Below are 25866 nucleotides of genomic sequence, written 5' to 3'. Positions count from 1 at the left end.
GAATATGATGATAGAAACACTGAAAACATTAGTTGAAATCCCGAGTCCGTCTGGTATGACGGAGGAGGCGATCGGATTTGCAGAAAATAAACTCCAAACACTCGGTGTCAAGACGTCTCGTTTACATAAAGGAGCGTTGATCGCGACGTTCCCAGGACGTTCGGACGAGGCGCGTCTTTTGACGGCGCACGTCGATACCCTTGGGGCGATGGTCAAGGACATCTTGCCGAGCGGACGCTTACGACTCACGCAAGTGGGTGGATACGCTTGGACGGCGATCGAAGGAGAAAACTGTCTCATTCATCGCGAGGAGGGGGAGGCGATCGAAGGAACCATCCTCATCCATCAGTCGAGCGTTCATGTGTATAAAGACACGAACTCTGCAGAACGATCTGCTTCAAACATTGAAGTTCGATTGGATGAGAAAGTCCATTCTCGTGAAGATGTGACGGCACTTGGAATTGAAATCGGTGACTTTGTGTCATTTGATCCACGATTCAAGGTGACGTCTTCCGGATACGTGAAATCTCGTCATTTGGACGATAAGGCGTCTGTGGCCATTTTATTAGACTTAGCTAAAGATTTGGTTAGCTACGAGTTGCCACATACGGTTCACTTCTTAATCTCGAATTATGAAGAAGTCGGATTCGGGGGAAATGCCGGCATTCCTGAAAATGTTGTGGAATACATTGCTGTCGATATGGGGGCGCTCGGAGATGGCCAACATTCAGATGAATATACGGTTTCGATTTGTGCCAAAGATTCGTCTGGACCATATGATATTAGCTTGCGCCGTAAGTTTACTTCATTATGTAAAGCACATGACATCGCTTATAAAGTGGATATCTACCCTTATTATGGCTCGGATGCGTCGGCTGCGATCCGTGCAGGCTACGATGTGAAGCATGCCTTGATCGGTCCTGGAATTGAGTCAAGTCATAGTTATGAACGGACACATGTGACGTCTATGGAAGCGACAAGAGAATTGTTAAATCGTTATGTCTTGTCAACGATGGAGGAAGAAGCATGAAAAACTTTTATGATGTCCAACAGTTTTTAAAGTCGTTCGGGACCATTATTTACATCGGGGAGCGGGATGCTGAAATCTCACTGATGATGATGGAACTCGACGAGTTGTATGAAGGGGGCATCATCGAGCAGCGTGTATACGATACGGCGAAAATCATTTTGACCCACGAATTGAAAAATTCAACAGATTGACAGAAATCCCCTTAGTGCAAAGGGTTGCACTAAGGGGATAATAGTGTACACTATTGAATGAAAGCGATTTAGTTGAGATGAGGAGTGAACGGTATGAAATGGTTATTAGGGATCGACATCGGTGGTACAACGGTGAAGATGGCTGTTTTAGACATGAATGGCATCATTTCTGATAAGTGGGAAGTTAAAACGGATATTCGAGAAAACGGTGTACATATACCAAAAGACATCGCAGCCTCATTTGAAACGTATTTAGAGACGTCAGGCAAGAAGAAAGAAGACTTCGCAGGTGCAGGTATCGGAGCCCCTGGATTCATCAATTTCTCTGAAGGTGTTGTCGAGTATTCACCGAACATCGGATGGAAAGACTTCGCTCTGGTGAGTGAGTTCGAAAAAGCGGTCGGACTCCCCGCTGTCCTCGAAAACGATGCGAATGCCGCTGCCCTCGGTGAGATGTGGAAAGGTGCAGGTGAAGGTGCATCAGAATTACTTGCCATCACGCTCGGTACAGGCGTCGGTGGTGGCGTCATCACGAACGGAAACATCGTTCATGGTACGGCTGGTATGGCAGGAGAAATCGGTCATATCACCGTCGAACGAGATGAGGCGAAAGCTGTAAAATGTGGCTGTGGCCGATTAGGGTGTATCGAAACGATTGCCTCTGCGACAGGTATTTCACGTTTAGCGTTGCAAAAACGAAAAAATCAAGATACTTCGTTGAACGAATTGAAAGAAATGACGGCACGTGACGTATTCGAAGCCTATAAAGCTGGGGACACAATCGCGACAGAAGTGGTCAATGAGATGACGGAATATCTCGGATTGACGATCTCGAATATCGCCAACACACTCAACCCGAAAATGATTGTCATCGGTGGCGGTGTCTCAAAAGCAGGTTCAGCATTGCTTGAACCGCTCGATACTCAGTTCAAGCGTTTCGCACTCGAACGTGTCTATGAGTCAACGACGTTTAAAATCGCTGAACTTGAGAATGATGCCGGAGTCATTGGTTGTGGCTGGTTAGCACGTAAACACTTCCTTCCGACACGCGTATAAAACTGACACGTCTGCACATCGCAGGCGTGTTTTCTTGTGGGAAAGGGTATGGGATATTGTAAAATTTGTAACGTCACAGTTGATTTTTTATTAAAAAAGGGGTAAGATTTGGACTTGATACTGGACGTGTACTATTCAAATCGAATTGTACAATGTATGAACAAATATAAAAATAAATGGCTATAAAAACATGCCGAAAACTGAAAAGAGGAGGAGACCGTCAGATGAATTCATCTCAACGCTTCTCGAAGCTATCGACGAGACTGAACGATACGGTCCGCGCTTCGTTTCAAGAATATCGTCTATTTTGGATATTTACGTTATTGCTTTGGACGAAGACGTATATCGTCTATCAATTTTTCTTCAACATTCCGATTGAAAACACCGCACAAGCTTTTATCTTACTGATCAGCCCGATCAGTTCGACATTATTCTTGTTTGCCTTCCATTTCTTCTTTAAAGGAAACAAACAAAAATGGGTGCTCTACACGCTTTACGCGCTCGCATCCTTCATCTTGTTTGCGGATGCCGTATATTATCGTGAATTTACGGACTATTTAACGATGCCGGTCATTATGCAACCATCGAACATGGAGACGCTGTCGACATCGTTCACATCACTACTTGAATGGAAGGACTTGATCATTCTTGGTGACGTATTTGTCTTACCGTTTATCTTATGGCGGATGAATATGAAAGAGAATGCCGCTTCACATCGTCGCGCGCTCGTGACATTCGTTGCAGCTGTATCGGTATTCTTGTTCAACCTTTCGTTGGCGGAGACAGAACGTCCTGAATTGTTGACTCGTTCATTCGACCGTGAGCTATTAGTGAAAAACATCGGAACGTTTAACTTCCACGTGTATGATGCAATGCTTCAAACGAAAACATCTGCTCAAAAAGCGATGGCTGACGAATCTGAGCTTGCAACGATTGAACAATTCACTCGTCAAAACTATGCTGCACCGAACCCTGATTTGTTCGGTAAGTATAAAGGGAAAAACGTGATTGTTGTGTCGTTCGAATCTGCACAAAACTTCACGCATAACATGAAAGCGCCGAACGGTGAATATATCACACCAAACTTGAACAAGCTGATTGAAGAGTCTCATTATTGGCCAAACTACTACCATACAGTAGGTCAAGGGAAGACATCGGATGCGGAGTTTGCGCTCGATAACTCGCTATATGGCTTACCGCGTGGTGCCGTGTACTTTACGAACGCGGACAACGAATATCAAGCACTTCCAGAATTGATTAAAGAAGATAACTATTATTCAGCCGTCTTCCATGCGAATAATAAATCGTTCTGGAACCGCGACCAAATGTATAAAAATATCGGTGTCGATCAATTCTTCGATGAGAAGAGCTACGATCTCGGAAACCCAGAAGACATGACAGAATGGGGTCTCTTAGATGATAGTTTCTTCGAACAATCGATCCCGATGCTTCAAGAGTTGCCTGAGCCGTACTATGCGAAGTTCATCACATTGACGAACCACTTCCCATATACGATGCCAAGTGAAGACTATGAGCTCGTACCGAAGTTCGAGACAAGTTCAACGACGTTAAACAACTTCCCGCAGGCGCTTGCATATCAAGACTATGCACTCGGTCTCTTTATCGATCAATTGAAAGAGAACGGAATGTGGGAGGATACGATTTTCGTTGTTTATGGTGACCACTACGGTATCTCGACGAACCACAACAATGCGATGGCAGAGTTGCTCGGTAAAGAAGAGTTGACACCATATGATGTGGCGAAATTACAACAGGTTCCGTTTGCGATTCACTTGCCGGATCAAGAAAAAGGTGAAGTGCATGAAACAATCGGAAGTCACGTCGACATGAAACCGACAATCTTGCACTTACTTGGAATTGATACATCGGACACAATCGGATTCGGGAATGACTTGTTCTCTGAAAACCGAAATAGTCGTGCAATCTTCCGAGATGGTACGGTTGTGACGGATGAATATGTATGGACACAATCAACTTGTTACAATGCTACTTCTGGAGAAGTGGTTGAGGACACAACGCTTTGTGGTCCAATGACGGAAGAAGCAGAAAAGATCTTACAAATGAACGATGATTTGATCTATTCCGACCTTCTCCGCTTTAAAGAACAAACGAATGAATAACCTAAAAGCGAACCAAACCACTATGTGATTTGGTTCGTTTTTTATATCGAGGAATTATAGGCACAAAAAAAGCGACCGAAGTCGCTTGATGATTGCTTGATACAAATCCATTAACCTGGAATACCGCCGTAGATCAACGTGGCAACACCAAAGAATCCGAATACGAGTACAGTTAAGCCTGCAACTGCGAGTGGAAAGAATTGGCGTTTTTTGAATGAACGAATCATTCCCCATACAGCCACAATCGCGACGATGACAGAAATCCATCCGAACGGTTCATACAAATGCATGACGAGTTCCCCCTTTAATTATACGTCATGAAATTCATAAAAATTTCACTGAAATATCATTATTATTTTATCCGATTATTGAGGCGCTGTCGAGTAAAGGTTGACATCGATACAATTTTGCCACAATATTGTTTTGAATGAGAGGGGGATCAATCATATGCAAGTGAAGAAGATTACGTCAGGCTTAGCGCAGGAGAATGGATACGTCCTTGAAAAAGAAGGTAGTGTCGTCATCATCGACCCAGGAACGGATGACCCAAGATTTTTCGAGGTGATTGATCGTCTTGGTACACCCGCTGCGATTTTGTTGACTCACGCCCATTTTGATCACATTGGAGGAGTGGATGCACTCCGTGAACGCTATAAAGTTCCAGTATATGTCCATCGTCTCGAAAGTGATTGGTTGACGAATGGAGAAAAGAACGGGGCGGCTGCTTTCAATCTTCCTGTACCGGCGATGAAGCCGGCTGAAAAGGTATATGAAGGCGATACGTTGACTGTCGGCAATTTTACATTCGATCTTTATCACACCCCTGGTCATTCACCAGGTAGCGTCGTGTTATACATGGCGGATGAAAAGATTGCGTTTTGCGGTGACTTGATTTTTAAACAATCAGTCGGTCGTACCGATTTATTTGGAGGCGATCAGGCAACGTTGATGGGATCCATTGAACGCATAAAGCACTTGATTCCGGGTGCGACGGTTCTTTATCCGGGTCACGGACCAAAAACAACGCTTGAAGAAGAAAAGCAAACGAATCCATTTTTCAAGCAATAAAAAAGATTGTCTCCGACGAGACAATCTTTTTTACATTTGGAAGTTGCTCCAATACGTAAAGACAACGAAGAAAATTGTCAAATACGCGCCGAAGACGTATACATATGTTTTTTCAGTAAGCTTTAAGTAGCCAAGTGCGACGAAGAAAATCGTTTGTGCTAAGAAGACAAGTCCCATAACGATAAAGTCACCAGTATGTTCACTACTACTTTGGTCGCCGCCTAGTGCGCCTACGAAAGCAAGTGCCGCCACTAGCCCAGTCCAGAAGCCTAGGACACGAAACATTCTTGCCATGTTAATCCCCCCATACGTGCATTATTCCATTCTCATTCACTATTTTACCAACACATTCGAAAAAATGCTATGGAAACGTGAGAATTGAGCAAAATAATCGTGAAAAATATGTGAAATCAATACGGAAAATAAAGTTGTACAAAATTTATAAAAAAGTTGTACAAAATATGTACAAACGGGGTATAAGAGATGTATAATCAACTTATACAAAATGAGCGAAATAAAAAGTTGAAATGAGGAGGAACATAAAATGGCATCAGAATTAATGTTTTACACGTACCCGAGCTGTACTTCTTGCCGGAAGACGAAAGCGTTTTTACATGAACAAGAACTTCAAGTGAGTGAACGTCACATTTTCAGAGATGCACCAACTGTCGACGAATTACTACAACTCCTTGCGATTAGTGAAGAAGGTGTAGATTCTCTTCTTGCTACTAGAAGCCAAGCCTTCAAGCAACTCGACGTTGATGTTGAGGATTTGAAGCTGAGCGAACTACTCAAGCTGATGAGTGAAAATCCGAAATTGTTAAAACGTCCGATTTTAACAGATGGAAAAGAAGTCATTGTCGGTTATGACAAGGTTTCAATCGAAACATATGCACGCCGTCATCATGTCGTTTCGACACAAGTTTCATAAGACAAGTCCACTTTCAACAGAGTGGGCTTTTTTTTATGCTGTTCTCGAGGTGAATGAAATGAAGGAGCTTATTGAACAACTGATGATTATGGCGAGAGAGGCGGGGGCAAGCGATCTTCATTTTATACCGAGTACACATGAAGTGAAGATTCAAATCCGATCAGATATGAAACTGCTTGATCTTCAGTCGATGGATATCGATCAATATGACCGTCTCACACTTCATATGCGATATTGGTGTTCGTTATCGGACACGAATCAACGTGTGCCCCAGTCGGGCGTGTACGAACTTGATCGAGAAGTCATCCGCGTAACATTTCTCCCATCATTTGCGCAAACATTGATGTCCTGGAGGGTACCGAATCAAGCGTTTGAGCTTCATCACTTGTTGAGACCAGGGGACGTTGAACGTTTTCAAGAAATGTCTGCATCGCGACATGGTCTCCTATTAATCGGAGGGGCTACTGGTGCGGGCAAGACGACAATATTGTATGCGCTTCTTAATCACTTAAAGCGTGAGCGGATCGTCACGATTGAAAATCCTCCAGAACAAAAGATTGATGGGGTGATTCAACTCGAGGTGAATGCAAAAGCAGGGTTGAATCATCGGCAGTTATTAAAAGAAACGTTACGTGCCGACCCAGACATCATTGTAATCGGAGAGGTACGGACAGAGGAAGAGTTGAACGTCGCCTACGATGCTGCACTCAGTGGGCATTTGACGATTACTACGTTTCATACAGCGACGATTCAGGATGGGGAGAAACGGCTTGAACAATTACTCGGAAAATCGTCAGTGACAAGACATTGGTGTGTACTGACGCGTGATCAGGAGGTGACGTGTGAATGGGAAACGCTTCAGTAAAACCACCGATTCAATTGATTCACCGTTTTCTGCGTCTTCAATCCCGAGGCGTATCGTTGAAAGCCACAATGGAGACACTTGAATATCATGAAACAGGAAACAGGAAAGCGGACGTTCAGGAGATGAGGGCACAACTCGAATCTGGTACTTCTTTAGCGGACGTGTTCTCGCTAATCATCACAAATCGCCAAATGCAAGAAATATTGATGACAGCCGATCGGAACGGGCGGTTTATGGATGGGTTATCTCAAGTCGTTTTAGTTTTAGAAATGCGGATGCGGCTGAAGGAGGAATTGAAGCGACTCATTCGGTATCCTTTAATCATTTTCTTTATCTTGCTCGGTCTTGGGATGGTCTATGCGTTGTACATTTTCCCGAAGCTGATGGGGATGGTTGATGTGTCCACGTATGAGGGAGCAGGTTCAATTTTACTATCGAAATGGTTCTTTCCAGCTCTGTTTTCTGTATTTGTGATGCTTGGGATCACGGTCTACATGCTGCATCGACGAGGTGTAGAACTACCGTTTTACATATGGAACCGTGGTAAAACTCTGTACCTGACTTATTTGTTTGTCAGCGAATTGTCGTTATTACAACAGACAGAAACGAACATCAGGCAAATTATCAGTCGACTCGCCAATGAAAAGGGGGAGATGGCTGAAATGGCAAATCGGATTCACAAACGATTGTCTGCCGGTGAAGGAATCGAAATGGCTGTCAAACAGGAACGGTTTATTGACTATGAAGTGGTTAGTTTGTTAGGGGTGGGGTCGATGAGTGGAGAACTCGGTGAATTGATGTCACTTCATCGAGAACTAGTATTCGAAGAAATGGAACAATATAGTCGTCAATTGATTGAAAAAGTAGAGCCGGCACTTTATGGAGTGCTCAGCGTCATGGTCGGCACTCTATTCTATACGCTTTATTTGCCTGTAAAACTTATCATGGCTCAATTATGAAAGGGGACATTCACATGAAGGAAGAACAAGGATTCACACTCGTTGAGATGGCTGCAGTCTTACTCATTATTTCAATCTTACTGTTATTGCTCGTGCCGACGCTGACAGAAGGAAAGTCACGGGCGGACCAAGTGAGTTGTGAGGGAAGTGTCCGAATCGTCGAGTCAGAAATCAATTTACACTATGCCGAACATAAATCGTACCCTGCCACATTAGAAGTGATTGAACGTGCTTCTGCATCGGATCCACTTGTATATAGTTGTCAATCGTCAGCCTACACGTATTCTCCACTTGATGGTTCGCTGAAGAGACAATGAAAGGCTATACGTTTGTTGAGATGGCGTGGGTACTCGTGATCATTTCCTTCCTCCTGCTGATTAGTAGTCCTGTAGTGAAGCCTTTTGAGCGACTTGAACTTTATGACTTTACAGATACGTTAGTGACAAATATTCAAGAAGCGGGACAATACCCATACATTTCGGAAAATGGAAGTTGCGTGCCGAAGTTGATTTGGGTGGCTAAACAGCGAAGGTATTTAATCATGTGTGGAATGACGTTAGTGCGAAGAGTGGACGTACCGGAAGGAATCATTGTTTATCTTCCGACCTACAATACCATCACCTTCTCCCAGGCAACAGCTTCCTATGCAGGACAGTGGAAATTTGTCAGTGGGAAAACATCCGTCACGTTTAAATTTCGACTTGGAACGTATGAACCGGAGGTGATCATCCATGAAGGGGGATGAGAAAGGATTCTCGTTATGGGAAGTGAGTGTGAGCCTAGCGATTGTAATGGGCTGGGTACTCATTTTGACGTCGTTTGTGACACAAGGAAATGACCAAGTCGCAAGGTTACGTGACACGTTGTTCATTTATGAACGATTACAAGGAGAGGTGCTGCTTGAAGCCGCTGAACCGACTGGGCGTGAAGAAGTGTGTGAAAAGGGTTTTTGCTTACCGACGCTTTGATTCGGGGTTTACCATGCTAGAAATGACGGCAGTATTGTTGATTCTTCCCATCTTTTTATTATTGTTGGTCGAATTGCTCACCCTTGGTCAACGTCTTTACGAACAACCGAAGTGGAACCACCATACGACTCCCCAACTCATTGTGCGTCGTTTGCAGAACAGCAAAAATTGTCGCGTCGATGAGGGGCGATTAAGAGGTGACTTTCTTAAAGCGGATGAAGAGGTATGGTCATGGACAATCAAACAGTTGAACGGAAACTTGGTAATGGTTGGAGACGGAGGAGGGAACTTGTTATTTTTAAGAGGAATCGATCAGTATCGCGTCGAAACGGTCGGTATGGGATTTCGAATTTCATGGAAAGATTCAACTTTCGAGAGGGAGCGGTACGTCATGTGTATGAAAGAGGATTCTTTCTAATCACTACGTTGACAATCGTCGTGTGGTTACTTGGTACTGCATTATTTTGGTATACTGATGTAGAACGAACGACGAGACGAATCTCAGATGAGATATTGGCCATACGTTTTGAATCCCACTTGTTGTTGGCAAAAGAACGTTGTGGCAATCAACCAGTAACACTCACCAAACCGACGGGGACGGTGACATGTCGTCCGATTGCACCGAATCGAACGGAAGTGGAGATGGTGTTGACATCTGGTGAACGTCATAAAGAGGTGATTGCTTATGAATAAGAAACCGTTTTATATCGTGGGATTTATGGGTACAGGTAAGTCTACCTTGTTCAATTTTATGCAAGAACATGGAGACGTCGTGGACCTCGATGGAGAAATCGAAACCTGGATTGGAACCGACATCGCTACATATTTTGACCAATACGGGGAGTCAGCGTTTCGCGACGTGGAATCAAAAGTGCTTCAGCGGATTGATGCTGACTTTGTCCTCACGGGTGGTGGTGTGGTCGAACGCTCTAAAAATATACGTTGGATGCGCGAACACGGTAAAATCATTCATTTAGACTTACCATTTGAGGAATGCTGGGCACGGATCAAAGATTCGAATCGACCACTTGTGAAACATGGAGAGTCGGAAGTTCGGGCATTATACAACCGACGGACCACTCTTTATCATGAAGCGGACGAGACGATTGATGCGTCTCAGACACCGCGGTGTATTGCAGAACAGATTATTCGTATGAAGGAGGAAAAGTATGATTTGGATTAACCTTGCAATTCTTTTATTCGCCATCATTGGACTTGGTGTATATGGATATTTGTTATTTAAAAAACAGATGAAGCCGACGTTTGGAAGACTAAACCGTTTGACGGAACGATTTAAGATTCGTGCTGACGTCATCAACCAACAAGTCACTGAAATCAAGGGGCATGTGGACGCGGTCAACCGTTCCGTTACCCAAATCAAAGATTTTGGCATCAAAGCTAAAGACGAATCGATTGAATTGAAACAGGCGGCAGTCGGGCTGACACATGAAATCAAACGTACAGCGGGAATCGAACGCTCTGACGTTTCCACCGAGACAAAAATGTGAAATAATGAGGATGAAAACGTTTTCGTTTTTCATCCTTTTTCTTTTTCGCTTTTTTAACTATGCAGAAAGAATAAAAATTGTTAAAGTGGAATGGAAAACGAAAGATTTCAAAAACAAAAGCATTTTATGTTCGGGATTGGGGGATATTATGGAAAAGGTTACTTTGAAACGTACGCCTTTGTTCGAATTGATTGAACCGAAGGCGAAGATGGTTGATTTTGCGGGGTTCGAAATGCCGATTATGTTTTCTTCGATCAAAGAAGAGCATCAGGCTGTACGTCAAAACGTGGGGATGTTTGATGTATCTCACATGGGAGAAATTCGGATTGAAGGACCGGACGCTCTAGAACAAGTGCAGAATCTTGTGACGAATGATGTCTCAAAGATTAAAGTCGGTCAAGCGCAGTACAACCTTCTCTGTCTCGAGAATGGTGGCGTAGTGGATGACTTACTCGTTTACCGGTTAGATGAAGATACTTATTGGCTCGTCGTCAATGCCTCGAATATCGAAAAAGACGAGGCGCACATTCGTCAATTTGTTTCTGGTGACGTCACTGTGACGAATGAGTCTGATGAATATGGCCAAATTGCCATTCAAGGTCCAAATGCGGAAGCTGTTCTTCAAACGATTACGAATGTAGCGCTTGACGAAGTTGGTTTCTTTAAATTTATAAACGGTGATGTGGCCGGTGTTGCTTCAATCATTTCGCGTAGTGGTTATACAGGAGAAGACGGATTCGAGATTTATGCGCGGGCAGAAGGAATCTCAGCAATCTGGGAAGCGCTTGAAGCAGAGGGTGTTACACCTTGCGGGTTAGGTTCACGAGATACGCTACGGTTTGAAGCGTGCCTTCCGCTCTATGGGCATGAACTAGATGAGTCGGTTACGCCGTTCGAGGCGAACCTTAATTTTGCGGTTAAATTAGATACTGATTTTATTGGGAAAGAGGCGCTCGCTACACAAAAAGAAAACATTCCGAACCGGATGGTGGGCTTGAAATTGCTTGGTCGCGGAATCGCACGTCAAGGTGCGCAAGTAGAAATCGACGGGAACGTCGTTGGAGTCGTTACTACCGGTACGATGCCTCCGACAGTAAACGAGTCGATTGCTTGGGCACGTGTGGATGCACGTTACAAAGATGAAGAGCGATTTGTCATCGACATTCGTGGCAAAAAGATTGAAGCCGAACGCGTACCGACACCTTTCTATAAACGAACGAAATGAAACAGGGGGATTCAGAATGAACAGAATGGAATTTCGTTATTTACCGATGACCGAACAAGATGAGCGAGACATGCTTCAAACGATTGGAGTGGATTCCATCGAATCGTTGCTCGCGGATATTCCAGAGTCGCTTCGCGAAAAAGCGTCGCTTGCAGCAATCGGGTCACCACTTCCGGAAGTTGATCTCGTTCGTCACATGACGAAACTAGCGGATAAAAACAAAAACACGAAGTCTTATCCAAGTTTCCTCGGTGCCGGGATGTATGATCATCTCTCACCGACTGTGATGAACCATATGCTTTTACGTTCTGAATTTTATACGGCGTACACGCCATATCAACCTGAAATTTCACAAGGCGAGCTTCAGGCGATGTTCGAGTTCCAGACGATGATTTGTGAGTTGACCGGAATGGATGTCGCAAACTCGTCGATGTATGACGGCATCACGGCTCTTGCTGAAGCGACTTACCTAGCGAGTGCGCAGACGAAGAAAAAACGCGTCGTCGTTTCTGGAGCGGTACATCCTGAAGCGAAAGATGTCATTCGCACATATGCAGATGGTCCAGGACTTTCTGTCGAATATACAAACGTCACAAATGGGGTAACGGATCTAACTGACCTCGATTTAACAGACGCTTCATGTCTCGTCGTACAATATCCGAACTTCTACGGTCGTATTGAAGATTTGGAGCAATTGGCGAAACAAGCGCATGATGCAGGTGCACTGTTCGTCGTATCAAGTAACCCGCTTGCATTAGGCATTTTGGAATCACCAGGTGCGCTTGGAGCGGACATTACGGTCGGGGATGCTCAACCGTTCGGGATTCCACAAAGCTTTGGTGGTCCGTCTTGTGGTTATTTTGCGGTGAAGAAGTCGTTGATGCGTAAACTACCTGGTCGACTCGTAGGACAAACGGTAGATGAGGATGGAAAACGTGGATTCGTCTTGACGTTACAGGCGCGTGAACAACACATTCGTCGTGACAAAGCAACCTCAAACATCTGTTCGAACCAGGCGCTCAACGCATTGGCCGCCTCGATCACGATGTCCGCTTTAGGGAAATATGGCATTCGAGACATGGCTGTCCGGAATATCCAAACAGCCCATTACATGAAAGAAGCATTGAAAGCAGCAGGATTTACAATCGTTGACGAGGGACCAATGTTTAATGAATTCGTTGTTGATTTCGGACGCGATGCAGAAGAAGTATCTCGTCACTTGCTTGAACATGGAATGATTGGTGGACTACCGCTCGGAACGTATGAAGAAGAGCGCCAGTCACAGATGCTAGTCTGTGCGACAGAGTTACGTACAAAAGAAGAGATTGATCAGTTTGTCGAAGTGGTCGGGGGGATGAAATGATGCAACACGAACAAACGCTAATTTTTGAAGTATCACGTGAAGGACGAACAGGATATAACTTACCGACGCCAACCGTTCCGGAAGTTGACCTCGAGTCATTATTGCCGGCGACGATGATTCGAAAAGAAGTGGCTGAACTACCTGAAGTATCTGAGCTCGATGTCGTTCGTCATTACACGGCGCTCTCTACACGAAACCATGGAGTAGATTCAGGATTTTATCCACTTGGTTCTTGTACGATGAAATATAATCCGAAAGTGAACGAAGATATGGCACGCCTTCCTGGATTCGCGCACATTCATCCATTGCAGCCCGTTGAGACGATTCAAGGTGCGCTTGAACTAATGGTCGACTTACAAGAGCAACTTGCTGAGATCACAGGGATGGATGAAGTGACGTTGCAACCAGCAGCAGGGGCGCATGGCGAATGGACGGGGCTCATGTTGATCAAAGCGTTCCACGAACGCAATGGGGATACGGCTCGTACGAAAGTACTCGTTCCAGACTCGGCACACGGAACGAACCCGGCTTCTGCCGTCGTTGCTGGATTTGAGACGGTGACGGTCAAGTCGGATGAGCGTGGTCTTGTGGATTTGGATGATTTGAAATCAAAAGTTGGTGCAGATACGGCTGCTCTCATGCTGACGAACCCGAATACGCTCGGATTGTTTGAGGCGGACATCCTCGAAATTTCAAAAGTGGTTCATGAGGCTGGTGGAAAGCTTTATTATGACGGTGCGAACTCGAACGCGATTCTTGGAATCGCACGTCCAGGAGACATGGGCTTTGATGTCGTTCACTTGAACTTGCATAAGACATTCACGGGTCCTCACGGCGGTGGTGGTCCGGGTTCTGGTCCAGTAGGGGTAAAACGTGATCTGATTCCGTTCTTGCCAACACCGATCGTCACGAAGACAGACGAAGGGTTTGGCTTGGATTACGATCGTCCACTCTCGATTGGTCGAATCAAGCCGTTCTATGGAAACTTCGGAATCAATGTTCGCGCGTATAGCTACATTAAAACGATGGGAGCAGAAGGGTTGACGCGTGTATCGCGTGAAGCCGTGCTCAACGCGAACTATATGTTTGCTCGATTGAAAGATGCCTTCGACGTACCATACGATACGTATTGCAAGCATGAATTCGTCTTGTCAGGGAAGCGACAAAAGGCACTCGGTGTCCGTACGCTTGATATCGCGAAACGATTGCTCGACTTCGGGTACCACCCACCGACAATCTATTTCCCATTAAATGTGGAAGAGTGTATTATGGTGGAACCGACTGAAACCGAATCAAAAGAAACGCTTGATGCGTTCTGCGATGCGATGCTTCAAATTGCAAAAGAAGCGGAAGAAAATCCAGAAATCGTACAGACGGCCCCGCATACGACGGTCGTTAAGCGTATGGATGAGACGCTCGCTGCTCGGAAGCCTGTTTTAAAATATGAACGTCGTGAGGCGTCATCCGTGAAATAAAAGGAGCGGGTCGATTCAATCGACCCGCCCATTTTTATGCTTTTTTAATTTTGCCTTTCCAGTTCTTGAAGCCGCCTTCAAGCATGTAGATATTGTTATATCCATTTTTCATGAGTAGTTTGGCCGCTTGGTTAGAACGTGAGCTTCCTTGGCAATAAATTAAAATCGGTTGGTCTTTACGTAATTCTTTCATACGCATCTTGAGTTGACCGACCGGGATGTTTCGAGCACCGACGATGTGACCACCTTTATATTCATTCGGTTCACGTACGTCAATCAATTGTCCTTTGCGGAGTGAAGCACGGAATTCTTCTTGTTTCATTTTTTTCAACCCGCGAGCTGGCATGAAGCGCCATACGATGTAGGCGATCAAGGCAACCCATAGGAGGATGACGAGGATTGTTTCAATTCCCATAGATGTTCTTCCCTTCTCTTTCAAAGTTACCATATCTCATTATAATGAATTTAAGGTCACGAGACAATGATTGACTGAATGAATCGGGGCTTTCCCTTTCGATTTCAGCTTCGTTAGGATAAAATATAAAGTGGAAACCGGAACATTAGGGGAGGTCGTGCCCATGCCGACACCGAGTATGGAAGATTATTTAGAACGGATTTATTTACTCATGTCAGAAAAAGGATATGCGCGTGTTTCTGACATTGCCGAACATTTAGGAGTTCATCCCTCCTCTGTCACCAAAATGGTTCAAAAGTTGGACCGTGAAGAATATCTGGTGTACGAAAAATACCGCGGTCTCATGCTTACGAAGAAAGGTCAAAAAGTAGGGAAACGACTCGTCGAGCGCCATGCGATGCTCGAGTCTTTTTTACGTCTGATTGGAGTCGACGAAGCGGATGTATACGAGGATGTGGAAGGAATCGAACATCACCTCAGTTCAAATACGCTCGATTGCATGACGCAGTTTGTGGAATTTTTTGAAGACAAACCTGAACTAATGGATCAATTCAGAGAATTTCGTGAGCAAGAGCGAGCAGTAGAAGAATAATGTATAAAAAACGTCAATTTCTTGCGATTGACGTTTTTTTGTAGAGTGAACAGGACTTAAATACGAACGAAAACATCTATTTTATCTACTAATGTATATTTTTAAGTTGAAAATATGATAAGATGAATCGTGGATTCACTAAATAGGGGGTGACGGCGAACATTCGCCGAGCTGATGGACATTATAATTAAAGGAAAACTGTTTGATGAGCAACAAATTCGAAATCGGGTACAAGAATTAGCAGAAGAAATTGAGAAAGACGCAAACGGGACGCCTATTGTCATTGTTGCGGTCTTAAAAGGGTCAATGGTATTTGCTGCTGATTTGATGCGTTATATGAAAGGGAGTGTACAACTCGACACAGTCGCGACGTCTTCTTACGGGAAAAAGACCGTTTCGAGTGGGAGTGTACAACTACGTAAAGACCTTGACTTGGATGTGGAAGGAAAGTATGTCGTGATTATCGAGGACATCATCGATACAGGGCAGACGTTGAAGTTCTTGTGCAAACATATGGAACTCCATCAACCGAAACAGCTGAAAATCTGTACGCTTCTCGATAAACCAGCTCGACGTCTCGTGCAATTAGATGCAGACTATGTCGGCTTTGAGATTCCGGATGAGTTTGTCATCGGATATGGCATCGACTATGCCGAGCAGTATCGCAACTTACCATACATCGGATATGTAGAGACAACGTAAAAAGGAGCGCCGCGGCGCTCCTTTTTACATGTTGGCTTTCTTTTTCTTCTTCCCTTTTTTTCCCTCGATCACAGTGAGATGCGGGGGATTGCTTCGATGAACGTTCGATCGTTTGGACAACTTCGTGACGTTCGATCCCGGCTTCTTGTTCTTCTTATTCTTCATGGATGCGGAAGGTTTGACTTGAGGTCCACGGTTCCCTTGCATACGTTTCTTAGAGGCTTGAGCGGTTTTACGATAGCGCATATCCTCTGGGGACATACGTCGTCCGATGAAAACGCGATAGATCACATAAAAGACTAACCCGAATATCCCGATGAACAACAATTGTCTAAATAATCGACCAGGATCGGTGGCGAGCATATGCCCGACCCCGATGAAGCCTAAGATAAACACGATTGTTGCAGCGGTCGAACCAATTCTTTGTCTGATCATGGTGCTTCCTCCTCTTATCCCTCTCTATGAATGACCGATTCTCCTAACTCTTTACGTTCCCATGTCTCGAATGCTTCGATTGCGACTTGAATCTGTTCATCGCTCGGCTCTCGAGTCGTCAATAGCTGGAGAGACAGACCCGGTTTTCCGAGGAATGAAAGAAAGCGATGTTCACGGAAACGGTTGGTGAATTGAAGGACTTCAAATGAGATTCCGATGACGACAGGTAAGAGCGCAATTCGGCTGACGAGTCGTAACCAAAGTGGATCGATTGGGACGATCATGTACACGCCAATCCCGACGAAAACGGTGAACAAAATAAAACTCGACCCACAACGGTAATGAAGACGTGAGCTCTTTCGAACTTGTTCGACCGTAATCGGACGTCCGGACTCATAACAGTTGATGACCTTGTGTTCAGCCCCATGATATTGGAAGACGCGTTTAATGAGTGGCGTCAACGATATCAAATAGAGGTAACTGAGCAACAATACTAATTTTATTCCCCCTTCAAGGAGGTTTTGAACCACGTGTCCGGAAAATAACGGCACGTCTTGAAACATCGAGGCAAGAAGAGCTGGAGTCACGTTAAAAATCAACTTCCCAAAGACATAAGAAATCACACCGATGACGGCAATGAAGGCAATCATCCACATGCTCTGCTTCTGTTCCTCGTTCGTACTGACATCTTCACTCGGGTCGACGTCATAACGATTGCTTGCAAAATTCATATGCGCTGATCCGTTCTTCAATGATTCATATAAGGCGACAATTCCTCTCAAAAACGGTACCTTTTTCAACGATTGGACCCACGGGACGAGGATGCGCGCTTGCTCGAACGTTTCGATGGAACCGTCTTTTCGCCGAATGGCGGATGCGCTCTCGGAGCGGCCTTGGAACATGACGCCTTCCACGAGTGCCTGTCCTCCGACAGGAATGTTTGGTTTAGAATTCATTCACTTTCCTCGATTCTTACAGAGTTGTACTTGAATTATACCGCGATTTATAAAAAAAACGAAAGGGCGGAAGGCTCGATTCACGTTCTTTCGATAAATTTGTTACAATAGATAAGACTTGACGAACGAGGGGGAAGAAGATTGCGGATTCTAGTGTTGAATGGTCCGAATTTAAATTTATTGGGTCGCCGTGAACCGAACCTGTATGGGGACGTGTCGTTAAAAGGTCTAGCTGCCGAATTGATGCTTGCTGCACCGGATGACGTCGAACTCACTTTCATTCAATCCAATCACGAAGGAGCGTTGATTGATGCGCTACATGATGCCTACGACTATGATGGTGTCATTTTGAACGCGGGTGCTTATACGCATACATCGATCGCGATTCGCGATGCCATATCTGCAATCGCTGCCCCGGTCGTTGAAGTACATATCTCGAACGTGCATGCCAGAGAAACATTTCGCCACGAGTCAAAACTCGCAGGCGTTTGTTTAGGTGTCATTACCGGCTTCGGGCTGACGAGTTACACGTTGGCACTGCATGCACTAATCGAACATTGGAGGAATCGACATGATTGAACGCGTAAACAAACTGCAATCACAGTTAGAGGCAAACGAGATTGACGCATTGCTCGTCACAAAACGAGAGAACATCCGTTACTTATCAGGCTTCACTGGATCAAGCGGTGTGATCGTCATCACGGCGAAATCTGCAAGCTTTATCACAGACTTCCGTTACACGGAACAGGCGAACGATCAAGTAAAAGGATATGACATCATTGAACTTGATACGTCACTCATCAAATCGGTAGCAGATGTTGTGTCACGTGAGTCAATCGCACGCCTTGGAATCGAGCAAGACGCGATGACAGTCGGTCAATATCGCGCTTATGAAAAAGAAGTGGATGCAAATCTGATCGAGACGTCTGGAATCGTTGAAAAACTGCGCTTGATTAAGGATGAATCAGAGATTAAGATTATGAAGGAAGCTGCGGCAATCGCTGATGCAGCGTATGCACATATCCAGACATTCATTCGTCCGGGTCGTACCGAGAGAGAAGTCGCAAACGAACTCGAAATGTTCATGCGCTCAAAAGGTGCTGATTCGTCATCGTTCGATATGATTGTTGCCTCTGGTCTCCGCTCGGCACTTCCGCACGGCGTTGCGAGCGATAAGGTCATCGAATCTGGCGAACTTGTCACACTTGATTTTGGTGCTTACTATAAAGGGTACTGCTCAGATATTACGCGTACACTCGCGGTCGGACCGATTTCGGACGAGTTGCGTCAAATCTATGACACAGTGCTTCGTGCCCAACTCGCTGGTGTGGAAGGTACACGTGCTGGCATCACAGGGATTGAAGCTGACGCATTGACACGAGACATTATCAAAGAAGCAGGATATGGTGAATACTTCGGCCACTCGACAGGTCATGGTCTTGGCATGGAAGTGCACGAGGCACCTGGATTATCATTCCGCTCGGAAACAGTACTCGAGCCAGGGATGGTCGTCACGATTGAACCGGGTATTTACATTAACGGTGTCGGCGGTTGCCGAATTGAGGACGATGTCGTCGTTACGGAAGACGGATGTTACCGTCTGACGCAGTCGCCAAAAGAGTTAATTACGATTGAGGCTTGAGTCTCGTCTGAATTTAGGAGGAAATCAACATGGTATCAGTTAACGATTTAAAAACAGGATTGACAGTCAAAACATCTGACGGTTCGATTTGGCAAGTCATCGAATTCCAACACGTAAAACCAGGTAAAGGTGCAGCATTCGTTCGTACAAAAATGCGTAACTTGCGCAACGGAGCGATCCAAGAAACAACGTTCCGCGGCGGAGAAAAAATCGAGCGTGCGCACATCGAGCGTAAGCGTATGCAATATCTCTATCCAATGGGCGACACGTATGTCTTCATGGACAATGAATCATACGAGCAACTTGAGTTGACGAGTGAACAAGTGAAAGCAGCGCTTCCTTACTTGCTTGAAAACATGGAAGTCAGTATCGCGGACTACAATGGTGAGATTCTTGGAATCGAGCTTCCGACGAGCGTGGTGTTGACAATCATCGAAGCAGACCCAGGCGTCAAAGGGGACACAGCATCGAACGTGAAGAAAAACGCGACAGTTGAAACAGGTCATGTGATTCAAGTACCACTTTTCATCGAGCCAGGTGAAAAAGTGACGGTTGATACACGTACTGGAGAGTTCATGGGTCGTTACAACGGTTAATCTGAGAGAGTGTTCATTCGAATGAATGGGCACTCTTTTTTTCTCGTTGCATTCATTGGTCTGACCAGTTATAGTGAAGAGGAGATTAGTACCAGGTATAAACAGGGGGTAAGAAAGATGCAAATCGATCAAATCAAAGAGCTCATTCAACTATTGGACCAATCAACGGTTCATGAAATGGAGCTTGAAACATCTGATTTCAAACTGTCATTAAAGAAAGAAGCGCAAGCGGTCATGAGCGCGCCTGTGATGCAGACACAAGCAATCGCGCCACCTGCGCCTGCTGCTCAAGCAGAAGAACATAAAGAACAATCGACGCCAGAACAAGCGTCTTACCGTACAATCACCTCTCCAATGGTCGGAACGTTTTATTCCCGTCCAGCTCCGGATAAAGAAGCCTTCGTCAACGTAGGTGATCGAGTGGAGTCAGGACAAATCGTCTGTATTCTAGAGGCGATGAAACTGTTTAACGATGTCGAAGCGGAAATCAGTGGCGAAATCGTAGAAGTGCTCGTCGCAGATGGCGATCTCGTCGAATTCGGTCAACCGCTCTTCAGCGTGAAGTGAGGTCGTTATGAAATTATTAATCGCTAACCGTGGAGAAATCGCGGTTCGAATCATACGTGCTGCAAAAGAATTGAATATTCCGACGGTCGCTGTTTTTTCAGAAGCAGACCGTGAAGCATTACATGTTCATTTGGCCGACGAAGCATACTGTATTGGACCAAATCCGTCCAAAGACTCGTATTTGAACATTCCAAACATCTTGTCGGTCGCATGTGCCGTGGACGCGACGATGGTGCACCCTGGATACGGATTTTTAGCTGAAAATGCTGAATTTGCCGAGATGTGTGAGGCGTGTGGCATCCAATTTGTCGGGCCGAGTAGCTATGCCATCCGCAAGATGGGAATCAAGGATGAGGCCAAACGAACGATGATTGAGTCAGGTGTGCCGGTCGTCCCGGGTTCTAGCGGTGTCGTCACGGATGAAGAGGCCGTAGAACTCGCGCGCGAGATGGGCTATCCGGTCATTATCAAGGCGACGGCAGGTGGTGGGGGACGCGGTATTCGGGTCGCCCGAAACGAAGACGAACTCATCCAAGGGTTGGTCGCTACACGCAAAGAGGCGAAGCAGGCGTTCGGTAACGGAGACGTGTATCTCGAGAAATTTATCGAGTCGTTCCGTCACGTAGAAGTGCAAGTTCTCGCTGACCAATTCGGGAATGTGATTCATTTAGGCGAGCGTGATTGCACGATTCAACGACGGATGCAGAAGCTCATTGAAGAAGCGCCATCACCTGCGATTGACGAAGCAACACGTCAAATGATGGGAGATGCGGCAGTCAAAGCGGCGAAAGCGATTCAATATTCTGGAGCGGGGACAATCGAGTTCATCTATGTTCCAGAATCCAATGAGTTCTATTTCATGGAAATGAATACGCGGATTCAAGTCGAGCACCCGGTCACGGAGATGATCACCGGATTCGATCTCGTGCAAGCACAATTAGAAGTGGCACTCGGGCATCCGCTCGCCATCTCACAAGAAGACATTACCTTCTCCGGGCATTCGATTGAATGCCGAATTAACGCCGAAGATCCATTCATGGATTTCCGTCCAATGGCGGGGAAAATCGATCAATACATCGTCCCAGGTGGTATGGGTGTTCGGGTAGATAGCGGTCTATATGCAGGAGCGATGATTCCTCCGTTTTATGACTCGATGGTCGCCAAGTTGATTGTGCACGCACCGACGCGTGACGAGGCGATTTTGAAGATGTTGCGCGCTTTGGACGAGTTTACGGTTTCAGGAATCAAAACGACGATTCCGTTCCATCAGCAAGTGATGGCACACGAGCAGTTCCGAATCGGCACATTCGACACGAAATTTGTCGAAAAAGAAATGTCATTGGCGAAATAACAACATCCAGGAAGCCCGAACATTATTTCGGCTTCCTGGTTTTTTGTACTGAATTTATGAGTGCTTTATGCTAAACTATCACAATGAAAGCATGTAAAAGGAGAGTAACTGAATGAAACGTCATGAAGCACGAGAGAAAGCGATTCAAACGCTTTTTCAAATCGAAGTATCTAAATTAGAGGTGGACGAAGCTATCGAATTCGCATTGGACGGGCAAGAGTCTGATCCGTTTTACGAACAACTCGTCACAGGAACGCTAGAGCATCAAGAGGATATCGACGCCTTGCTCGTCGAAAACTTGAAAAACTGGCGCTTGGATCGCCTAGGGAATGTCGAACGTACGATTTTACGAATGGCGACGTTTGAATTGTTATACGTTGAAACGATTCCGGAGAACGTCACCATCAACGAGGCGGTCGAACTCGCGAAATCGTTCGGAGACGAAGAAGCCGGTAAGCTCGTGAACGGCGTACTCGGCAACATTATTAAAGAAGACTAAAAAATAGAGATAAGACACCAGACCAACTACAGAAAAACCTAAAGACAACGGGGGATGAGAGAGATGGCAGTAGTGATCGACGGGAAACAAGTGGCAGCATCATATCGAGAAACGTTAAAAGAGCGTGTGACAGCACTTCGTGCACGCAACATCGTACCGAAATTGAAAGTAGTATTGATTGGGGATGACCCAGCAAGTCATAGCTATGTACGCGGGAAAGAACGGGCAGCACAAGAAATCGGAATCGATTCGCAAGTGCTCCGTTTTGATGAGACGATTAGCGAGAAAGAATTGCTCGACTTGATTGACTTGATGAATGAGGATGAGGAAGTACACGGGATTCTCGTGCAACTTCCACTACCAAAACACATTGACGAATCACGAGTCATCATGCGCATCTCTCCTGAAAAGGATGTAGACGGCTTCCATCCTGAGAACGTCGGAAAGATGATGCTCGGTCTTGATACGTTGCTTCCATGTACACCACACGGCATCTTGCATCTCGCAAAGACACAAACTGAGATCGCTGGGAAACACGTCGTGGTCGTCGGTCGCAGTCAAATCGTCGGAAAACCAGTCGGCATGTTGTTCTTGAATGAGTCTGCTACGGTCACGTACTGTCACTCGAAAACGAAAGACCTTGGAGAAATGACACGACAGGCTGACATCTTAATTGTCGCAGTTGGGCGTGCAAGTCTCGTTACTGCGGACATGGTCAAACCTGGTGCGCTCGTCATCGACGTCGGCGTCAACCGTGTCGAAGGTCGTCTCGTTGGCGACGTCGACTATGAGGCCGTTAAAGAGAAGGCGAGTGCGATTACACCGGTTCCTGGCGGTGTCGGTCCAATGACGATCACGATGCTTATGCACAACACGGTCGAGGTAGCGTCACGTGGCTAATCCACTTCCGGTCTCCGAAGTTGTTCGATATGTGAAGCGACAACTCGATGATGATGTCTTGCTTCGACAAGTCGCGGTCATCGGTGAGATCTCGAATTTTAAACGCTATTCATCTGGTCATTGTTATTTCACCTTGAAAGATGATGCGTCCCGCATGAAAGCCGTCATGTTCTCTCGAGATGCGAAACAGCTTCAATTCGAACCGAAAGATGGAATGAAGGTCATCGCCGTCTCAAGAGTGACTATGTATGAAGCGACCGGTGACGTTCAATTGTACGTCGAACTGATGCGTCAAGACGGAATCGGTTTATTATATGAACAGTATGAGGCGAGAAAACGTGAACTTGAGGAGAAGGGTTGGTTTGATGTAGACCGAAAACAACTCCTTCCGACGTTTCCTGAGCGGATCGGAATTGTCACATCTCCGAAAGGGGCAGCGTTACATGATATCGCGACCACACTTCGGCGTCGTGCGCCCCACGTTGCCATCACATTCGCCCCTGTGGCTGTACAGGGCGAAATGGCTGCCCCACAAGTGGCATCTGCCATTCGGTGGATGAATGAACGGACCGACTGTGATGTGCTCATCGTCGGCCGTGGTGGCGGCTCGATTGAGGAATTGTGGGCGTTTAATGAGGATGTCGTGGTCGAAGCCATCTATGCGTCGACCATCCCGATCATCTCTGCTGTCGGTCACGAGACGGATTATACGCTCGCAGATTTTGTCGCAGATGTTCGGGCCGCAACTCCGACAGCGGCGGCCGAACTCGCCACAGCGATGATTGACGCCCAGCGGAAAGATGTAGAGCGTCTAGACACCCATCTGCATAAAGCCGTCAGGATTCAACTCGATGATTCTCGGAACCGTGTAGATCGGATGATTAACAGTTATGGCTTGAAATCGCCACGATATACGATTTCTCAAAAGCGAGAACGGTTTGCTCAGTCGGAAATCCGCCTCGAGCAAGGGATGAAACGACATCTTTCAGAAGCGACTCACAAGCTCCGTCAGTTGTCACAACAGCTAGATGTGAAACGGTTCTCAAAAACCTTGTCGCAACAAGGAGAACAGGTCAATCAAATGGTCGATCGACTTCGTCGGACAAAACCATTAGAACAATCGAAACGACAATTTACACAACAGGTAGGAAGATTGCATGCGGTCAGTCCGCTTGCGGTCCTATCACGGGGCTACACGTTCATTGAACAAGATGGAGCATACGTGCAAAATGTGAAAGAATTACGCGATGGAGACATCTCGATTCGTTTTCGGGACGGTCACGCTGTCGCTGAAGTGAAGGAGAGGATTGTTGGTGACGAAACAAGAACAGACGTTTGAAGCGGCACTTGAACGACTCGAACAGATTGTCGCTCAACTTGAGACTGGTGACGTACCATTAGAGGAAGCGATGACTTTATATGAAGAAGGTGTCCGGTTATCTGCTTTGTGCCAGACAAAACTCTCGGCCGCTGAAAAGAAAATGGACGAAATACTCGAGTTAGACGGTACCCTTCGTGAAAAAGGAGGGTCTGCATGAACCGCACGGATGATTTGAACAAGTGGAAGCGAACTGTCGAAGAATCGATGCGTTCGCTCATTGAGGCGAGTGACATGCCGACGCGACTTCGCGATGCGATGGTCTATTCTCTAGAAGCGGGCGGAAAACGAATACGTCCCGCGCTTGTCTATGCTGTTCTAGAAACGTACGGTGTTCCACTCGAGCGAGGTAGCGAGGTTGCGGCGACGCTCGAGATGGTCCATACATATTCGCTCATTCACGATGACTTGCCGGCGATGGATGATGATGATCTTCGCCGGGGTCGACCGACGAATCACCGACAGTTTGATGAGGCGACTGCCATTTTAGCAGGAGATGCGCTTTTGACGGATGCGTTTCGCATTCTCACACAAATGTCGCTCCCTGCTGGAGAAATCGTCGAAATCATTCGCGTTTTCGGTCTAGCAGCTGGTAGCTCTGGCATGGTCGGCGGTCAGTTGGACGATATGCTCGCTGAGAAACGGAGTGACGTCACGTTACAGGAACTCCAGTCGATTCATGAACGAAAGACGGGTGCTCTGCTCGTCTATGCGCTTGAGGCGGGTGGGATCCTGGCCGGTGTGTCAGAGGAAGATCGGACACAATTAAAACAGTTCGGCCGACACCTTGGCATCGCATTTCAGATTCAAGACGATATCCTAGATGTCGTCGGAGACGAGAAGGCAATCGGGAAACGTGTTGGTTCGGATGAAGAGAACGAAAAAACGACGTATCCGAAACTGCTCGGATTAGACGGGGCGAAGCGTGCACTCGATGCAGAAGTAGAGGCGGCGACCTTTGCTATCGAGTCGCTTTCGATTCAAGCTCCGCTATTATTAGACTTGTTGGCGTTTGTGGTGAAACGAAATCATTGACCCAGGTGACACGATGAG

The 25866-nt window shown here is 46.0% G+C and carries 35 protein-coding genes; 30 read left to right on the top strand and 5 right to left on the bottom strand.

Going from position 1 to position 25866, the window contains the following annotated elements; genetic code table 11:
• Window positions 1-7: 7 nt before the first annotated feature.
• From KNO86_RS03495 to KNO86_RS03480, 4 genes are all read left to right on the top strand, one after another.
• Window positions 8-1030, top strand: coding sequence for a M42 family metallopeptidase (locus tag KNO86_RS03495; RefSeq protein WP_214693020.1), 1023 nt, complete (start codon window positions 8-10; stop codon window positions 1028-1030).
• Entirely contained in the window at window positions 1027-1221 is a 195-nt protein-coding gene (locus KNO86_RS03490; RefSeq protein ID WP_012726602.1) for a YqgQ family protein, read from the top strand. The genes KNO86_RS03495 and KNO86_RS03490 overlap by 4 nt, the downstream gene beginning before the upstream one ends.
• 93 nt (window positions 1222-1314) lie before the next feature.
• On the top strand, window positions 1315-2277 hold the full coding sequence (locus tag KNO86_RS03485) for an ROK family glucokinase (protein WP_214693018.1): 963 nt from the start codon (window positions 1315-1317) through the stop codon (window positions 2275-2277).
• A 224-nt stretch (window positions 2278-2501) separates the two neighbouring features.
• Window positions 2502-4418, top strand: a complete 1917-nt coding sequence (locus KNO86_RS03480) for an LTA synthase family protein (protein ID WP_214693016.1) — start codon at window positions 2502-2504, stop codon at window positions 4416-4418.
• Between the two features lie 110 nt (window positions 4419-4528).
• On the opposite strand, the gene KNO86_RS03475 is transcribed toward KNO86_RS03480, so the two are convergent.
• Entirely contained in the window at window positions 4529-4708 is a 180-nt protein-coding gene (locus KNO86_RS03475) for a DUF2759 domain-containing protein (protein WP_074033323.1), read from the bottom strand.
• 157 nt (window positions 4709-4865) lie between these two features.
• Between KNO86_RS03475 and KNO86_RS03470 the strand changes: the two genes are divergently transcribed.
• Complete coding sequence (locus tag KNO86_RS03470) at window positions 4866-5486, top strand: MBL fold metallo-hydrolase (RefSeq protein ID WP_214693014.1); 621 nt, start codon at window positions 4866-4868, stop codon at window positions 5484-5486.
• 30 nt (window positions 5487-5516) lie between these two features.
• On the opposite strand, the gene KNO86_RS03465 is transcribed toward KNO86_RS03470, so the two are convergent.
• Window positions 5517-5780 (bottom strand): DUF2626 domain-containing protein, encoded by a 264-nt coding sequence (locus tag KNO86_RS03465; protein WP_012726597.1) that lies wholly within the window; start codon window positions 5778-5780, stop codon window positions 5517-5519.
• Window positions 5781-6030: 250 nt separating this feature from the next.
• Here KNO86_RS03465 and KNO86_RS03460 point away from each other — a divergent pair, with 250 nt between their 5' ends.
• From KNO86_RS03460 to gcvPB, 13 genes are all read left to right on the top strand, one after another.
• Window positions 6031-6417 (top strand): Spx/MgsR family RNA polymerase-binding regulatory protein, encoded by a 387-nt coding sequence (locus KNO86_RS03460; protein WP_214693012.1) that lies wholly within the window; start codon window positions 6031-6033, stop codon window positions 6415-6417.
• Window positions 6418-6475: 58 nt separating this feature from the next.
• Window positions 6476-7282, top strand: coding sequence for an ATPase, T2SS/T4P/T4SS family (locus KNO86_RS03455; RefSeq protein WP_214693007.1), 807 nt, complete (start codon window positions 6476-6478; stop codon window positions 7280-7282).
• On the top strand, window positions 7264-8241 hold the full coding sequence (locus tag KNO86_RS03450) for a type II secretion system F family protein (protein ID WP_214693005.1): 978 nt from the start codon (window positions 7264-7266) through the stop codon (window positions 8239-8241). The genes KNO86_RS03455 and KNO86_RS03450 overlap by 19 nt, the downstream gene beginning before the upstream one ends.
• Window positions 8242-8255: 14 nt before the next feature.
• A complete protein-coding gene (locus KNO86_RS03445) occupies window positions 8256-8558 on the top strand; it encodes a prepilin-type N-terminal cleavage/methylation domain-containing protein (protein WP_214693004.1) in 303 nt (100 codons plus the stop codon).
• The gene (locus tag KNO86_RS03440) at window positions 8555-8986 is read left to right on the top strand and encodes a prepilin-type cleavage/methylation domain-containing protein (RefSeq protein WP_214693002.1); all 432 of its coding nucleotides are present in this window, start codon (window positions 8555-8557) and stop codon (window positions 8984-8986) included. Before KNO86_RS03445 ends, KNO86_RS03440 begins: the two co-directional genes overlap by 4 nt.
• Entirely contained in the window at window positions 8973-9209 is a 237-nt protein-coding gene (locus tag KNO86_RS03435; protein WP_214693000.1) for a hypothetical protein, read from the top strand. Before KNO86_RS03440 ends, KNO86_RS03435 begins: the two co-directional genes overlap by 14 nt.
• Entirely contained in the window at window positions 9115-9627 is a 513-nt protein-coding gene (locus tag KNO86_RS03430) for a prepilin-type N-terminal cleavage/methylation domain-containing protein (RefSeq protein ID WP_285800657.1), read from the top strand. The genes KNO86_RS03435 and KNO86_RS03430 overlap by 95 nt, the downstream gene beginning before the upstream one ends.
• On the top strand, window positions 9603-9902 hold the full coding sequence (locus KNO86_RS03425) for a hypothetical protein (protein WP_214692997.1): 300 nt from the start codon (window positions 9603-9605) through the stop codon (window positions 9900-9902). Before KNO86_RS03430 ends, KNO86_RS03425 begins: the two co-directional genes overlap by 25 nt.
• Window positions 9895-10392, top strand: a complete 498-nt coding sequence (locus KNO86_RS03420) for a shikimate kinase (RefSeq protein WP_214692995.1) — start codon at window positions 9895-9897, stop codon at window positions 10390-10392. The genes KNO86_RS03425 and KNO86_RS03420 overlap by 8 nt, the downstream gene beginning before the upstream one ends.
• Window positions 10379-10717 (top strand): hypothetical protein, encoded by a 339-nt coding sequence (locus tag KNO86_RS03415; protein ID WP_214692993.1) that lies wholly within the window; start codon window positions 10379-10381, stop codon window positions 10715-10717. The genes KNO86_RS03420 and KNO86_RS03415 overlap by 14 nt, the downstream gene beginning before the upstream one ends.
• Window positions 10718-10865: 148 nt before the next feature.
• Complete coding sequence (gene gcvT / locus KNO86_RS03410) at window positions 10866-11942, top strand: glycine cleavage system aminomethyltransferase GcvT (RefSeq protein ID WP_214692987.1); 1077 nt, start codon at window positions 10866-10868, stop codon at window positions 11940-11942.
• Between the two features lie 25 nt (window positions 11943-11967).
• Window positions 11968-13305, top strand: coding sequence for an aminomethyl-transferring glycine dehydrogenase subunit GcvPA (gcvPA, locus tag KNO86_RS03405; protein WP_214694000.1), 1338 nt, complete (start codon window positions 11968-11970; stop codon window positions 13303-13305).
• Window positions 13305-14780 (top strand): aminomethyl-transferring glycine dehydrogenase subunit GcvPB, encoded by a 1476-nt coding sequence (gcvPB, locus tag KNO86_RS03400; RefSeq protein WP_483297962.1) that lies wholly within the window; start codon window positions 13305-13307, stop codon window positions 14778-14780. The genes gcvPA and gcvPB overlap by 1 nt, the downstream gene beginning before the upstream one ends.
• A 34-nt stretch (window positions 14781-14814) precedes the next feature.
• Here the strand turns inward: gcvPB and KNO86_RS03395 are convergent, their stop codons facing one another.
• Window positions 14815-15195: a rhodanese-like domain-containing protein gene (locus KNO86_RS03395; RefSeq protein ID WP_083600098.1), complete on the bottom strand. Its 381-nt coding sequence runs from the start codon at window positions 15193-15195 to the stop codon at window positions 14815-14817.
• A gap of 163 nt (window positions 15196-15358) precedes the next feature.
• On the opposite strand from KNO86_RS03395, the gene mntR reads away from it, so the two are divergent.
• On the top strand, window positions 15359-15787 hold the full coding sequence (gene mntR, locus KNO86_RS03390) for a transcriptional regulator MntR (protein WP_251126879.1): 429 nt from the start codon (window positions 15359-15361) through the stop codon (window positions 15785-15787).
• 174 nt (window positions 15788-15961) lie between these two features.
• On the top strand, window positions 15962-16489 hold the full coding sequence (hpt, locus tag KNO86_RS03385) for a hypoxanthine phosphoribosyltransferase (protein ID WP_214692984.1): 528 nt from the start codon (window positions 15962-15964) through the stop codon (window positions 16487-16489).
• A 24-nt stretch (window positions 16490-16513) separates the two neighbouring features.
• On the opposite strand, the gene KNO86_RS03380 is transcribed toward hpt, so the two are convergent.
• Entirely contained in the window at window positions 16514-16924 is a 411-nt protein-coding gene (locus tag KNO86_RS03380; protein ID WP_214692982.1) for an SA1362 family protein, read from the bottom strand.
• Window positions 16925-16938: 14 nt separating this feature from the next.
• Complete coding sequence (locus KNO86_RS03375; protein ID WP_214692980.1) at window positions 16939-17880, bottom strand: DUF1385 domain-containing protein; 942 nt, start codon at window positions 17878-17880, stop codon at window positions 16939-16941.
• A gap of 141 nt (window positions 17881-18021) precedes the next feature.
• Here KNO86_RS03375 and aroQ point away from each other — a divergent pair, with 141 nt between their 5' ends.
• The 10 genes from aroQ (at window position 18022) to KNO86_RS03325 (ending at window position 25848) form a co-directional block, all read left to right on the top strand.
• Entirely contained in the window at window positions 18022-18459 is a 438-nt protein-coding gene (gene aroQ, locus KNO86_RS03370) for a type II 3-dehydroquinate dehydratase (RefSeq protein WP_214692978.1), read from the top strand.
• Complete coding sequence (locus tag KNO86_RS03365) at window positions 18455-19522, top strand: M24 family metallopeptidase (protein WP_214693998.1); 1068 nt, start codon at window positions 18455-18457, stop codon at window positions 19520-19522. The genes aroQ and KNO86_RS03365 overlap by 5 nt, the downstream gene beginning before the upstream one ends.
• A gap of 29 nt (window positions 19523-19551) precedes the next feature.
• Window positions 19552-20118, top strand: coding sequence for an elongation factor P (gene efp / locus KNO86_RS03360; RefSeq protein ID WP_214692975.1), 567 nt, complete (start codon window positions 19552-19554; stop codon window positions 20116-20118).
• Between the two features lie 117 nt (window positions 20119-20235).
• The gene (gene accB / locus KNO86_RS03355; RefSeq protein WP_214692970.1) at window positions 20236-20685 is read left to right on the top strand and encodes an acetyl-CoA carboxylase biotin carboxyl carrier protein; all 450 of its coding nucleotides are present in this window, start codon (window positions 20236-20238) and stop codon (window positions 20683-20685) included.
• Between the two features lie 7 nt (window positions 20686-20692).
• A complete protein-coding gene (accC, locus tag KNO86_RS03350; RefSeq protein WP_214692968.1) occupies window positions 20693-22036 on the top strand; it encodes an acetyl-CoA carboxylase biotin carboxylase subunit in 1344 nt (447 codons plus the stop codon).
• 112 nt (window positions 22037-22148) lie between these two features.
• Window positions 22149-22535 (top strand): transcription antitermination factor NusB, encoded by a 387-nt coding sequence (gene nusB / locus KNO86_RS03345; RefSeq protein WP_214692966.1) that lies wholly within the window; start codon window positions 22149-22151, stop codon window positions 22533-22535.
• A gap of 63 nt (window positions 22536-22598) precedes the next feature.
• Entirely contained in the window at window positions 22599-23435 is an 837-nt protein-coding gene (gene folD / locus KNO86_RS03340) for a bifunctional methylenetetrahydrofolate dehydrogenase/methenyltetrahydrofolate cyclohydrolase FolD (RefSeq protein ID WP_214692965.1), read from the top strand.
• Window positions 23428-24774: an exodeoxyribonuclease VII large subunit gene (xseA, locus tag KNO86_RS03335; protein ID WP_214692963.1), complete on the top strand. Its 1347-nt coding sequence runs from the start codon at window positions 23428-23430 to the stop codon at window positions 24772-24774. The genes folD and xseA overlap by 8 nt, the downstream gene beginning before the upstream one ends.
• Entirely contained in the window at window positions 24749-24973 is a 225-nt protein-coding gene (gene xseB, locus KNO86_RS03330; protein WP_074033298.1) for an exodeoxyribonuclease VII small subunit, read from the top strand. Before xseA ends, xseB begins: the two co-directional genes overlap by 26 nt.
• Window positions 24970-25848 carry a polyprenyl synthetase family protein gene (locus tag KNO86_RS03325; RefSeq protein WP_214692961.1) on the top strand — a complete coding sequence of 293 codons (879 nt, stop codon included), beginning with the start codon at window positions 24970-24972 and terminating at the stop codon, window positions 25846-25848. The genes xseB and KNO86_RS03325 overlap by 4 nt, the downstream gene beginning before the upstream one ends.
• The last annotated feature ends 18 nt before the right edge of the window (window positions 25849-25866 follow it).

Source organism: Exiguobacterium sp. s160 (genome assembly GCF_018617575.1).
Classification (GTDB): Bacteria; Bacillota; Bacilli; order Exiguobacteriales; family Exiguobacteriaceae; genus Exiguobacterium; species Exiguobacterium aestuarii_A.
The sequence above is the reverse complement of the archived record's forward strand: the minus strand, read 5'-3'. Positions and strand labels throughout refer to the sequence as shown.